This is a genomic window from Nostoc sp., assembly GCF_036917655.1.
Taxonomy (GTDB): Bacteria; Cyanobacteriota; Cyanobacteriia; order Cyanobacteriales; family Nostocaceae; genus Nostoc.
The window spans coordinates 16716-29209 of sequence record NZ_JBALCY010000062.1; the positions used below are offsets into that span (position 1 = coordinate 16716).

A 12494-nucleotide genomic window follows, 5' to 3' on the forward strand; every position below is an offset into this window, starting at 1 on the left:
TCAAATCTAATAAACTTTCAGTTACCCTGAAGAAAGTTGTGAGGACGCAAATATGAGTGACAAAAATCGTTCTCAATGGGATTTAGGCAGGTTTATCGAAACCCTGACTTACTTTGAGGTAATTCCTTTCCTTAACTGGGTACAGCAGTTAATCCAAGGTCGTCCTAAGGATAATCAAGATAGACCCAATGGAGGAATAAATGTGGGCGTAATATTAGTAGCAGGTGCAACAGGCGGTGTAGGTAAACGAGTGGTGCAGCGATCGCTCGAACGAGGTTATAAAGTTCGCGCACTAGTTAGAGACATTGACAAAGCGCGGTTAATTCTTGGTAATGATATAGACTTAGTAGTTGCGGATATCACACAACCAGAAACTTTAACTCCTTTAGTTATGGCTGATATCGAAGCTGTAGTTTGTTGCACAGCAGTGCGTGTGCAACCAGTAGAAGGAGACACAGCAGATAGAGCCAAATATTATCAAGGTGTCAAATTTTACCAACCAGAAATTGTTGGCGATACCCCAGAAAATGTAGAATATCAAGGTGTCAAAAACTTAGTCCAAGCGGCGGCAAAATATCTACCCCAAGCCAACGAAAAACTAATATTTGATTTCACAAAGCCATCAGCAGAATTAAAGGATAACTGGGGGGCGCTGGATGATGTTGTCATGGGTGGCGTGAGTGCCAGTAATATCCAATTAGTGGAAAATACAGCCTTGTTTGCTGGAAATGTCTCCACCGCTAACTCTGGCGGATTTGCTTCTATCAGAACTAAGAATTTTGATCCCCCTTTCAACTTATCTGGTTGCGAAGGTGTGAAATTGCGCGTCAAAGGTGACGGTCAGCGTTATAAAATCTTCTTACGGACAGATACAAAATGGGATGGCATTGGCTATAGCTATTCTTTCGATACTGTAGCTAATACCTGGATAGATGTTCACATTCCCTTTGCAGATTTGATTCCCGTCTTTCGGGCAAAAGTTGTCAAAGATGCGCCGCCAATTGAGCAGAATCGAATTTGTTCATTCCAACTGATGTTGAGCAAATTTGAATATGATGGGGCTTTGAATCCCAAATTTTCCCCAGGTGGTTTTGCTTTGCAGTTGGAATCAATTAAAGCTTATGGCGAGACAACATTACCACAATTTATCCTCGTCAGTTCAGCAGGTGTGACTCGTCCCGGACGCCCTGGCATTAATTTAGATGAAGAACCGCCAGCAGTGAAATTAAATGACCAATTAGGAGGAATTTTAACTTGGAAGTTGAAGGGAGAAGATAGTTTAAGAGAAAGCGGAATTCCTTATACGATTATTAGACCTTGTGCCTTAACTGAGGAATCAGGGGGTAAGGAATTAATATTTGAGCAAGGCGATAATATTAAGGGCAAAATCAGTCGTGAGGATGTGGCAGAACTTTGTGTGCAAGCGCTCAAACTAGCGAAAGCTTGTAATGTCACGTTTGAGGTAAAACAGACAGACAATACTGTTAACTCTATCGATTGGCAGAAGCTATTTTCTAATTTAGTAAAGGACAAATAACTGAACCGTATTGACTTATACTCTGTAGCCATACCAACACATCTTTTCTAAATAGACTGTTGTAATTTAGCTATTGACATGAAAAAAATCCAAGTGCTAATACTTGCTGGGATTTTAGCAACAATTATCTGGGGTGGGTTATTTGGAAACACTGCTTCATCGCAGCAAGTGGAGTCCCGCATAAACAACCTGGAAGCGGACTTTAATCGTGTCGAGTCGCGGTTAAACCAGATAGAGTCTCAACTGGGTTCAAGTCGCCAGTCTCTACCGCGAAGAAGAACACTTACCCCACGACAATCAACTGGTTCCAGAGGGAACTTATCGCAACAAGATCAGATGTTTGATCGGCTGGCAACTTTGGTGGTTGAATTGAAGCAACAAGTCAATAAATTAGAGGAGCGAGTTTCTAAATTAGAAACTCGCTGAATATTTCAATTACCCTGTCTACTTTTGAGAACTTAAGCCCTGCCTTTAACACCTTGTCATTACCAACATTTCTTAAATATGAAAACTTTTTGGGTTTTCATGGTCTTGTTGGTGGGCTTTCTGCTCTAATACCTGTAAACTGGCTTCAACTTCTGTAGGAAGTTAAGCATGGCTGAAACCACAGCATCCGGCGACTCAATTAAGAAGCCATGACTACTACCGTCGAGGGCTACAAGTTCAGCGTTGGGAATGCCTTGAGCAAGTTGTTGGGAAAACTTGAGCGGGGTGAGAATGTCTTGTTTACCAACTAGAACTAAGGTAGGACAATGAATTTGTTGAAGCCGGTCTGTTGTGTCAAAGTCAAGCATGGCTTGGCTGTGATGATAAAGTGAATGAGTCGCTGGCGGAAAAGGATATCTGATTGCAAATTCGATCAGACCTTCGATCATCCCAGGAATCGAGTAGAACGTATCTGTAAATATCCAGGGTAATACGACTTTTTCATAAAGTTTCAGGTCTACATTACCGCAGAGTTCGCCCCAAGTTTCAATGATGCTGTTGAATAATTCATCACCCTTTGCCAACGATGAAAGTAGCATCAGACTTTGTACCTTTTCAGGATGTGCTAACACTAGCTCTTGGGCTATCTGACCACCCATTGAATGACCTACTAGATGCACTTTATCGATCGCAATGTGATCGAGCAATGCTGCAACGTCACTAGCCATCTGCTTCAGACTATAGGGGGTTTTGGGAGCAGAACTTCGCCCCATGCCTCGGTTGTCTAAGCGAATAACTTGATACTGCGAAACCAGCGATGGCATAATTAACGACCAATAGGCATGATCACAAAGGAAGCCAGCTATTAATAGCAAAGGCTCACCTGTTCCCTTAATGTCGTAGAACAAATCAACCCCGTTAATCTGAACCTTGGGCATAGTAAATAATTCTGCTAAACCTTACTTTTCTAGCAGGGATAGACAAGGCTACACTCCTACGGCTTAAATCTCTCGTCCACCGGAATTTGATAGCCGTTGGCGAGGCGATTGGTCATGTTGGCAGTGGCTGCGATCGCCATTAGTTCCCCGAACATGTTATCATTCATCCCCTTGGCACGCGCCGCCGCTGTGTGCGAGGCGATGCAATACTCACAGCCATTCGTTGCACTCACGGCAATGTAAATTAGTTCGCGCATCAAGGGATCAATCTCACCAGGGCTGGTCATCACTTCCTTCAGCGCTTGCCAAGTTCGTTGTAAGGTAGGGGGATGATTGGCTATAGCTTTCCAAAAGTTATTGATATAGTCATTCTGGCGGGTGGCGCGGATGTCGTCATATACTGCACGAACTTCGTCGCTAGCTTCTTCGTATTCAATCAGCTTAGTCATGTTTGTATTCAGGGTAACTGAAAGTTTATCAGACGTTAAAAATGATCAGAGTCCGAAGTTGACAATCACTCCGCTAACTAGTAAATCCGATGTAGTTTCTCCTCATGATTTTGGACTTATTTTTAGATCCCAAAATGTAGGATACTACGTTTTTAGCTGCGAGCATTAGCGGTGATGAAATTCGACCTCTTTCTCCAGAATTTTAATATCATAGTTGCCAAAGAAATCGTGGCCCAATAAGCCGATGCTTGCTTTTGGAGCGATCGCTACCTGAAGATTATTGGCTGTAACTCCACCTACTGCAATAGATTTTACCTTACTGGTTGGGAATTCTACTTCGCTACCATCGGCAATTTGGGCTTGCATTGTACCTGTAGTTTGGAGTTTAAGTGTATTCGCCATACTTAGAGTGATAATGGTTCCACTAGCACCTGTATCTACAATCATTTCAAAGGTTTTTTTGTCGTTGAAGGTGACATCAATCACAGGAGTTCCACCAAAGCGGCGTTTGATTGGGACTCGAAAAACTCTGTTGTCTAAAGGTGCGGTGATATTGCCGCAAAGCCTTCCCAATCCAACGGTTTTACCGGAGGACGTTACCATGTAACATCCTCCTGGATCGTCAGCTGTTGCCCGATGAGAGAATGCTAAAAATACTAGCGTCGGCATTAGTGCCGCAGCTACGCCCGTCGTAGACATCGCAGCTATACTAACGGTCGTAATCCAACGCCTCCAAGCATTCTTCATGTTATATTTTTCTCCAATTTGGCTGATATTTTTTAATCACTCAATTATTCATAATAGCTGTAAAAAATGGTGCTGAAATCCAAGGAATTGAAACCAAAATGCAAGATTTATCAACCTACAAAAAATATTTAAATTTATTGCGTTATTCCAATTATAATTATCTCTATAATCAATACACGTTTTTTATATTTGCTAGTTAGTTAGTTAGTGAATGTTTTATTTATGTGTCTCTATAAAATGAAATTACATCTTACTCAAGATATCTTACCTATAATTACTGATTGATAAATTAAAGATTAAGTAAAGACATGATAAAACTACTTAGAGCAGATTAAATCTGGCATACTAAGAAGTTAGATAAGAGAAATTTGTTAGCTTATTCAAGGGTTGTATCTGCATGTACAGCAGTTGCGATCGCATGAGTTAACAGCAATATCTCTTTGTTCTAAAATGATATTTTTACCATCAGTGCGCCCAGCAACTACACCGCAAATAGTTGCTGCTGCAAAATTATCACTCCTGCAATTTTAAATAGTGTGCCGCATTCTATCTCAGCGTTTACCTGTCATAAAGTTGAGATTAGCGATCGCCCCAGCAATATAATACGCTAGGGGTTTTTTAAACTTTACTTAAAATCTCCTCCTTCCCATATCTGAAGTTGTCTTTGGGCCGCAACTATGCAATTGAGATGCTTGGGTGGGTACAGAAAATCATCGTAGGCTAAAACCATCTGTCTACCAGCTTCAGTATATGGCACTCGTCCTATTCCTGTACCCAATCCAGGACAGGCAATGGGATTAATTTTTTGCCTAGCGTGTTGGTTAGGTTGGGTACAGGAACTAAACCCAACACCAAGAATCCTTGATTTTGTTGGGGTTTCACGAATGTTCAACCCAACCTACAAATATTTTAACGTCAGTGAGCAAGGCGAGAAGCTGCTAGGTGGCAAGCACATCCTTTCTAAAGCTGATGAGTAAAGTAGTAAATCTGCTGTTCCAGGAATTGTGTAAAATAATTCCCATAACCTGATGTTATTAACCCTTCATTTGTTGAAGGGTTTGAAACTTGAAACTTTCAGTTACCCTGAGGTTAAGAGGTGTGACAAAAAAAACATATCCTACCTAGCATCAGAGATTTCTGACAGAAACCTGTAAAACCAAAGATTCTAGAAAGGCGATCGCATGACCAACGGCGTAATAATGCAGTATTACCATTGGTACATCTCAAATGATGATACCTTATGGGACAAGCTGGATAAAACAGCCAATGAGCTAGCTGATGCAGGCTTCACTGCCTTATGGCTGCCGCCAGCTTATAAGGGTAGTGGTGGAACATGGGATGTTGGATACGCAGTCTACGATTTGTTTGATTTGGGTGAGTTCGATCAAAAAAATACTGTTCGGACAAAATATGGAACACGCGAACAATACCTGACAGCTATTAAAACGGCACAGCGTGCAGGTATTCAAATCTATGCCGATGTGGTTTTCAACCACAAAGATGGTGGGGATGAAATAGAACGCATCTCGGCACAGGAAATGGATTGGAATGACCGCAACCGTGCAGTCAGCGATTGGTACGAAATTGGAGCTTATACAAAGTTCAATTTTCCTGGTCGTGGAGATAAGTACTCCAGTATGAAATGGTATTGGTGGTGCTTTGATTCATTGTCATACAACACAGATACCCAAAGGGCAGACAAGCTCTACCGCCTTAAGGAGAAACATTTTGAGACGGAAGTTAGCCACGAACACGGCAACTTCGATTATTTAATGGCAAACGACCTGGATATGGGTAATGACCTCGTGCGCGGTGAGTTGATGTATTGGGGACGTTGGTTTGTTGACACCACAAATGTAGATGGCTTTCGCATTGACGCTGTTAAACATATCCGCTCCACTTTTTTCCGCGATTGGTTAAACCACCTGCGAGTTCATTTTGGTGGGCGAGAACTGTTTAGCGTTGGGGAGTACTGGTCTCAAGATATCGATGCCTTACACGGTTATATTGCCTCTAGTGATGGGCGTTTGTCGTTATTTGATGTGCCCCTACATTTCAAGTTTCACCAAGCTAGTCGCCAGGGCAGTAGTTTCGATCTGCGATCAATTTTTGATATAACCCTAGTTCAAGAACAACCTGCCCTAGCTGTTACCTTTGTCGAAAACCATGATACCCAACCTTGTCAATCCCTAGAGTCGCCGGTTGAACCTTGGTTTAAGCCCTTGGCCTATGCACTAATCTTACTGCGCGGCGAAGGCTATCCTTGCGTTTTCTATGCAGATTATTACGGGGCACAATATCACGATAAAGGACGTGATGCTACCCTTTACTCTCACCGTTTCTTGATTGACAAGTTCTTGAAGGCGCGTAAAGAATACGGTTTTGGCGATCAGCATGATTACTTTGACCATCCCAATACTATCGGTTGGACGCGCTTGGGTAATAGGGAACATCCGGGTGCAATGGCTGTAGTGCTGACCAATAGCGCGTCGGGGAACAAGTGGATGAATGTGTTCCGACCCAATCAGGCATTTTACGATGCCACGGAACACATTAAGGATATCATTCACACAAATAACGACGGATGGGGAAATTTCCCATGTCCAGGTGGTTCAATATCAGTCTGGCTGCAAAAATAGTTTGAATGGGAAACCAAGGTAGAAGTTAAGAAGTTTTTCCACTATCTATCTCTTTGACTCTAGTCATTTCTCAAAACTACTTTTAAATTAATGTGAGTTCAATAAGTACTATTTTGACCCCTCTGCAAACCTCTCTTCTCTTAGGGGAGAGGTTTAAATGCTTTATTCTGATGTTGTTCTTCTCTCTTTAAAGCAGAAAGGGAGGCTGGAAGAGAGAGGTCTGTCGAACTCACGTTACTTTACTTTTCGAGCCAGTAGTCCTTATGATATTTCTCGTTCAGTTTCAGTCAAAAATATCACTAAAACTCCTATGCCCACCGTTGCAATTGTCTATTTCTCTGGTGCAGGTCACACTCATCTTATGGCCCAAGCTATTGCCGAAGGTGCTTTAAAAGTTGAAGACACCACTGTTGAACTGCTGCGGATTACTGGAGAGCAGATTGTCAATGGTCGTTGGAAGAATGATCAGGGACTAGCAAACCTCAATCAAGTTGATGCAATTGTTTTTGGCTCTCCCACCTACATGGGTGGTGTTGCGGCTCAGTTTAAGGCGTTTATTGATGCCAGTAGCGAAGTTTGGTTCCGACACGGATGGAAAGACAAAATCGCTGCGGGTTTTACCCACTCTAGCTCCCCTAGTGGTGACAAGCAAGGGACCCTCCTCTATTTGGCGACGAACGCAGCCCAGCACGGGATGATTTGGGTGAATGTGGGAGACTTGCAAAGCTTTTTGTCCGGTAAGGATGACGGGGTAAATCGACTAGGAGGATTTCTAGGTGTGATGGGTCAAACCCAACTCGATATGAGCGGCAAGGAAGCAGTGCTAGATCCGGGTGATTACCTGACTTCACTACGCTTTGGCGAACGCATTGCAGAGGCAACTAAACGTTGGGTTAAGTAGCTTTTTACACTCCTATTAGGTTCGCGCCCCCTTGCATCTGACAAAAAATTCAAAAAGTCAAAGTTACATCTGTGGTGCGATCGCACTTTTCCCACAGAACTGAAGAGCGACACCGAACAGCCCGCCGCAGGCATCGCCCTTTCCCAACATAACTGAGAGCTAGGCTGGCTGTGCGTTAGCGCAGCTTAACAGATCGCTTGTGTGGATGGCGAGTTGGTAAATTGGAATCAGTAGTAGGTGCAATCAAAAAGTTGCTCCTTTTAGTACTTGTTCTAATACTACGCTTACTTTATTCTTCCTCAATTGATGTTTTTTGCTTCGAGAAATTTGCTAACTCGGATGCTAAAGTCTCTTCTAATACATCTATAATTGCGTGCGGGTCAGTAGGGGACTTCATTATTTCAGCCTCCGGGTCAAAGCGATTTTTGACATTGGGAATATCCTGGCGTAATTCCTCAACCAAACCGATAAGTTTAGCGATTTTTTGCTCAGAGAGCAGGTTGAGTTGAAGACTAAGCTGTGCCCGTTGCTCTGCTAACTTTTCTTGTCGCTCTTGTTTAATCAATACCCCTGTTGTCACCAACAATGAACCCGCGGTAAGTGAAAATTGTAACCAAGGAAATGGAACAGGATCAAATCTTGGTATGCCCAAACGTCGTGGTAAAACATTGGGTGTTACCCACAGAATAATCCCAAGCATGATGCTATACAAAAATACAGGACGACCAAAAAAGGCGGTTACTGTTTCTACAACCCGCTGGTGTTGAGGTACGTTTTTTTCGTAACGTCTGTGCAGTGCAATGATAGTCTCAATATTTTGACTAATAGATTCCGGCAATGGGGCAGTAGGCAGAATGTTTTGCCGATATGTTTCGCAGGATACTTGCGGTGAATCTCTTTGATTTGATTTATCGTTAGTTTGCATTGGTAGTCTTCCTTTATCAATGATTCCTCCAATTTACTAACTCAAGTTTTGACTGCGGATCTATACTTTGAGGCAGAATCAATAGATGAAAGTACCCACAGATAGATTTTTGGACATGACTATTGCTACTGAAATCAAATGGTGCACAGACCAACTTTGACTTCGTTACGTTAAATGCTCGTGCTTTTTTACCCCTGTATGTAAAGGTCTACGATCGCATCCAGCACAACAGTCTCAAATATTTAGCCACGATGTCAGGCGAAGGCAGACAATTCCATCGCAGACAATCCCATATTTTCTGATTGCCGTATCCTTATTATTTAAGGGCATTGATTAAAATCTATATCAGGCGTTTGCCTCAATTTTGATTCCGCAACGCCAATTATTCAATAAATAACCGTGCAAGACTGGGCAATGCTTCGCCATAAGTTGGATGGATGTGAACAGATTTTTCCAACAATTGCCAAGTTGCTCCTGCTTCCATAAGCGACAGAAACACATGCACGATCTCAGCCGCTTCATAACCAACCAAGGTTGCTCCTAAAATCTGATCGGTTTCTGTATCTATTACCATTCGGTAAAAGCCTAAATCATGCCCCCATTCAATAGCACGAGCAATATCGGACATTGGCAAGGTGACGCTGCGAGCATTAATGCCCTTTTCATGAGCGTTTGCAATTGTCATTCCAACCCGGCCAACTTGTGGTTCAGTATATATGGCATAGCCTAACACCCGGTCGTTGCGAGTCCGGTTTTCACCACGCAAGATCGCCTTGAGACGCCGATAATCTTCCCAAGAAACATGGGTGAAGGCAGGCTGTTGAGCAACATCTGCGATCGCATATACATTTTCGCAGGTTGTCCGAAATTGGTCGTCTATCTTAACATAACCTTGTTCATTTAGCTCAACACCTGTGGCTTCCACATTCAAAGCACTGGTGTTAGGCTTGCGTCCAGTTGCAATCAACAGTGCCTCACCTTGGAGTTCCTGACCATTATCTAATTTCAGGGTAAACACATTATCGTTGTAAATAACTTTCTCAGTGTTGACCTGAAAGTGAATTTGAATGCCATCTCGCTTTAGAGCTTTTGCTAAAATTTCACTCACATCCGCTTCCTCATGATCCAGGATGCGTGAGCCTCGCACAATTATGTGTGTTTCACTACCCAAACGCGCTAATCCCTGTCCGAGTTCCAAACTAATGTAACCAGCACCAATGACGAGCAGCCGTGGTGGCAACTTTTGTAAGTCAAAGAAATTGCGGTTTGTTAAGTAAGGTGTGCCTGCTAAACCGGGAATGTTAGGGATAGCTGACGTTGTGCCTGTATTAATAACAACTAACGGGGCTTGAACGGTGACATTACTGCCTGTAACTGTTCGTTCTCCAGTAAAGTATGCTTCTGCATACACTACCCTCACTCCTGCTTCATCCAAGCGTTTCTGAACTCCTTGATGCCAGCTATTGCGAATTGAACGTACCCGCTCCATCACAGCCGGAAAGTCAACCTCAACTTGAGCATATATCCCTAAATCCTTAGCTTGACGAGCCCGACCCGCAGCATGAGCGGCTGCTAAAAAGGCTTTGGAAGGGGTGCAGCCATAATTAATACAACTACCACCCAGTGAGTCTCTTTCAAACAAAACAACCTTACGGCCTTCTTTGGCAAAATCAGCGGCCAGAGGCACACCTCCCTGACCACTACCGATGATAATGACATCTGCTGTTTCCATAGTTGACTCTCCTGTGAAATTTATCTTGTTTCAATCTTCAACCATCTCCAAGAATTGCGCCTCGCTTAATTGCGTAATTCCCAAGGAGAGGGCTTTTTCTAATTTAGAACCTGCATCTTCTCCTAACACTAAATAATCTGTTTTTTTACTGACTGAATCAGTGACTTTTCCACCAGCTTTTTGAATCAAAGCCTTCGCCTCATCTCGCTTTAAGGTTGGCAATGTACCCGTGATTACAAAAGTTTTACCTGCGAATTTTTGATTCCCATCACTAACTGTTTTTGTTGACTCTGTGGCAGCTAATTGCAATCCTTCTGCTTGCAAGCGTTCTATCAACGTTTGGTTGGCATCAATCCGAAACCACTGGTACACAGATTGGGCAATTTCAGCACCGATACCGTAAATTCCTTCAATATCTGATTGCTTTGCTGTAGCTAACTGGTCTACATTGAAATATTTCTGACTCAACAATTGGGCATTCACACTGCCAACGTGACGGATGCCTAAACCATACAATACTCTTGACCAAGGTTGGTTTTTCGATTGAGCGATCGCATCTATTAATTTCTCTGCCGACTTTTTCCCCATTCTTTCCAATTCACACAACTTGCTTTCTGTCAACTCATACAAATCGGCAACGGAATGCACCAAAACTTTATCAACGAGTTGATGCACCAGTTTTTCCCCCAAGCCTTTAATATCTAAGGCATCACGACTTACCCAATGTTCAATGGAACCTTTGAGAATCGCTGCACAGGAAGCATTGACGCACCGAGTCACCGCCTCACCTGATTCTCGCACCACCGATTGACCGCAGACTGGGCAATGAGTGGGCATAACGAAGGGTTCAGTGTCAGCAGGACGGAGTTCTTTTAATACCCTCAGCACTTCTGGGATGATTTCCCCAGCTTTGCGGACAATGACAGTATCGCCAATGCGGATGTCTAATTGAGCAATGCGATCGCTATTATGTAAAGTTGCGCGGGAAACTGTTGTCCCCGCCAGTTGCACAGGGCGCATTTCTGCTAACGGTGTTAACGCCCCCGTTCGTCCCACATTTACAGCAATATTTTCCACACGGGTGGGTGCTTCTTCGGCTGGATACTTTAATGCGATCGCCCACCTGGGGAATTTCTGTGTAAACCCTAGCTGTTCCTGAAGTTTAAAAGAATTTAGCTTCACTACTACCCCATCAGTCATATAGGGTAAATTCAAGCGTTCCGTATCCCAGTATTCATAATATTTTGCCACTTCTGCGATCGAAGCACATAGTTTGTGATTGGGGTTGACTCGAAAACCCATCTTTTCTAACAACTCCAACGCTTCCCATTGGGTATTGGCAATACTGGTGTCATCTCTAGCAGGAATGTGCAGGGTGTAACCAAAGAAATCTAACCGCCGTTTAGCGACAATGCGCGAGTCTAGTTGTCTGAGTGTACCTGCTGCGGCATTACGGGGATTGGCAAATAATTGCTCACCTGCCTTTTGCCTTTCCTCGTTGATTTGTTTAAATACTTCCAACGGCAAAAACGCCTCGCCTCGCACTTCCACCCTTTCCAGAATTTCTAACCCTTCAAAATTCAAACGCAAGGGAATTGAGCGAATTGTCCGCACATTTTGGGTGATATCTTCACCTGTTACCCCATCACCCCTAGTTGCACCCCTAACTAGAACTCCATTCTGGTAGGTAAGAGCCAAAGCTGAACCATCAATTTTGAGTTCAGTGACATATTCCACTAAGTCTATTTTAGACACTTGTCGCCGCCAGCGCTGATCCCATGCTTGCAACTCATCAATATTGAATGCATTCTCCAGACTGTACAGGGGAATGTTATGCCGCACCGAAATAAACTGTGTTGCTGGCCTCTCACCCACGCGCTGAGTTGGACTATCGGGTGCCGTCAATTCTGGATATTGAATTTCCAGTTGTTGCAATTCTCGATATAGCTGGTCATAGACTGCATCCTCCATGATTGGTGCGTCTAGGACGTAATAAGCATAGCTGGCTTCTTGCAATAACTGGCGCAATTCTTCTGTGCGCTTTACTTCAGGCTTAATCTGTGTCATTAGAATGATTACAAAATATCTAGCGAATACAATTTAAAGATGGTCAAGCCTGTTTTTGTAGGCTTTGTTTGCATAGCCGCGACTAACCGTCGTCGGGTCAAGGTACTTCATATAAAAAAAATTGGGTTTGGCC

The 12494-nt window shown here is 43.3% G+C and carries 12 protein-coding genes; 5 read left to right on the top strand and 7 right to left on the bottom strand.

Translation table 11 applies throughout. From position 1 onward, the window contains the following. Nucleotides 1–52: 52 nt before the first annotated feature. Both V7K30_RS21055 and V7K30_RS21060 read left to right on the top strand, forming a co-directional pair. Nucleotides 53–1537: a CIA30 family protein gene (locus V7K30_RS21055; RefSeq protein WP_335002554.1), complete on the top strand. Its 1485-nt coding sequence runs from the start codon at nucleotides 53–55 to the stop codon at nucleotides 1535–1537. Between the two features lie 78 nt (nucleotides 1538–1615). Then, nucleotides 1616–1963 (top strand): hypothetical protein, encoded by a 348-nt coding sequence (locus V7K30_RS21060; RefSeq protein ID WP_335002556.1) that lies wholly within the window; start codon nucleotides 1616–1618, stop codon nucleotides 1961–1963. Between the two features lie 125 nt (nucleotides 1964–2088). Here V7K30_RS21060 and V7K30_RS21065 read toward each other — a convergent pair whose 3' ends face one another. The 4 genes from V7K30_RS21065 to V7K30_RS21080 form a co-directional block, all read right to left on the bottom strand. Next, entirely contained in the window at nucleotides 2089–2901 is an 813-nt protein-coding gene (locus V7K30_RS21065; protein WP_335002558.1) for an alpha/beta fold hydrolase, read from the bottom strand. Between the two features lie 56 nt (nucleotides 2902–2957). Next, nucleotides 2958–3350, bottom strand: coding sequence for a carboxymuconolactone decarboxylase family protein (locus V7K30_RS21070; RefSeq protein ID WP_335002560.1), 393 nt, complete (start codon nucleotides 3348–3350; stop codon nucleotides 2958–2960). A 165-nt stretch (nucleotides 3351–3515) separates the two neighbouring features. Continuing rightward, entirely contained in the window at nucleotides 3516–4097 is a 582-nt protein-coding gene (locus V7K30_RS21075) for a retropepsin-like aspartic protease family protein (RefSeq protein ID WP_335002562.1), read from the bottom strand. 625 nt (nucleotides 4098–4722) lie between these two features. Next, nucleotides 4723–4989 carry a hypothetical protein gene (locus V7K30_RS21080; protein WP_335002564.1) on the bottom strand — a complete coding sequence of 89 codons (267 nt, stop codon included), beginning with the start codon at nucleotides 4987–4989 and terminating at the stop codon, nucleotides 4723–4725. A gap of 289 nt (nucleotides 4990–5278) precedes the next feature. Between V7K30_RS21080 and V7K30_RS21085 the strand changes: the two genes are divergently transcribed. Both V7K30_RS21085 and V7K30_RS21090 read left to right on the top strand, forming a co-directional pair. Beyond that, a complete protein-coding gene (locus tag V7K30_RS21085) occupies nucleotides 5279–6736 on the top strand; it encodes an alpha-amylase (RefSeq protein WP_335002565.1) in 1458 nt (485 codons plus the stop codon). A gap of 157 nt (nucleotides 6737–6893) precedes the next feature. Next, nucleotides 6894–7637 (top strand): flavodoxin family protein, encoded by a 744-nt coding sequence (locus V7K30_RS21090; RefSeq protein ID WP_335002567.1) that lies wholly within the window; start codon nucleotides 6894–6896, stop codon nucleotides 7635–7637. A gap of 289 nt (nucleotides 7638–7926) precedes the next feature. On the opposite strand, the gene V7K30_RS21095 is transcribed toward V7K30_RS21090, so the two are convergent. Further along, nucleotides 7927–8562: a DUF1003 domain-containing protein gene (locus V7K30_RS21095; RefSeq protein WP_335002569.1), complete on the bottom strand. Its 636-nt coding sequence runs from the start codon at nucleotides 8560–8562 to the stop codon at nucleotides 7927–7929. 122 nt (nucleotides 8563–8684) lie between these two features. Here V7K30_RS21095 and V7K30_RS21100 point away from each other — a divergent pair, with 122 nt between their 5' ends. Then, nucleotides 8685–8864 (top strand): hypothetical protein, encoded by a 180-nt coding sequence (locus tag V7K30_RS21100; protein WP_335002571.1) that lies wholly within the window; start codon nucleotides 8685–8687, stop codon nucleotides 8862–8864. 80 nt (nucleotides 8865–8944) lie between these two features. Here V7K30_RS21100 and V7K30_RS21105 read toward each other — a convergent pair whose 3' ends face one another. After that, nucleotides 8945–10294 carry an FAD-dependent oxidoreductase gene (locus tag V7K30_RS21105; RefSeq protein WP_335002572.1) on the bottom strand — a complete coding sequence of 450 codons (1350 nt, stop codon included), beginning with the start codon at nucleotides 10292–10294 and terminating at the stop codon, nucleotides 8945–8947. Nucleotides 10295–10324: 30 nt separating this feature from the next. Next, complete coding sequence (gene ligA / locus V7K30_RS21110) at nucleotides 10325–12361, bottom strand: NAD-dependent DNA ligase LigA (RefSeq protein WP_335002574.1); 2037 nt, start codon at nucleotides 12359–12361, stop codon at nucleotides 10325–10327. Nucleotides 12362–12494: the final 133 nt, after the last annotated feature.

Bases quoted from the DNA above. Each gene is read 5' to 3' on its own strand.
- V7K30_RS21055 (WP_335002554.1), top strand. From the start codon at position 53: ATGAGTGACAAAAATCGTTCTCAATGGGATTTAGGCAGGTTTATCGAA.
- V7K30_RS21060 (WP_335002556.1), top strand. From the start codon at position 1,616: ATGAAAAAAATCCAAGTGCTAATACTTGCTGGGATTTTAGCAACAATT.
- V7K30_RS21065 (WP_335002558.1), bottom strand. From the start codon at position 2,901: ATGCCCAAGGTTCAGATTAACGGGGTTGATTTGTTCTACGACATTAAG.
- V7K30_RS21070 (WP_335002560.1), bottom strand. From the start codon at position 3,350: ATGACTAAGCTGATTGAATACGAAGAAGCTAGCGACGAAGTTCGTGCA.
- V7K30_RS21075 (WP_335002562.1), bottom strand. From the start codon at position 4,097: ATGAAGAATGCTTGGAGGCGTTGGATTACGACCGTTAGTATAGCTGCG.
- V7K30_RS21085 (WP_335002565.1), top strand. From the start codon at position 5,279: ATGACCAACGGCGTAATAATGCAGTATTACCATTGGTACATCTCAAAT.
- V7K30_RS21090 (WP_335002567.1), top strand. From the start codon at position 6,894: ATGCTTTATTCTGATGTTGTTCTTCTCTCTTTAAAGCAGAAAGGGAGG.
- V7K30_RS21095 (WP_335002569.1), bottom strand. From the start codon at position 8,562: ATGCAAACTAACGATAAATCAAATCAAAGAGATTCACCGCAAGTATCC.
- V7K30_RS21105 (WP_335002572.1), bottom strand. From the start codon at position 10,294: ATGGAAACAGCAGATGTCATTATCATCGGTAGTGGTCAGGGAGGTGTG.
- ligA (WP_335002574.1), bottom strand. From the start codon at position 12,361: ATGACACAGATTAAGCCTGAAGTAAAGCGCACAGAAGAATTGCGCCAG.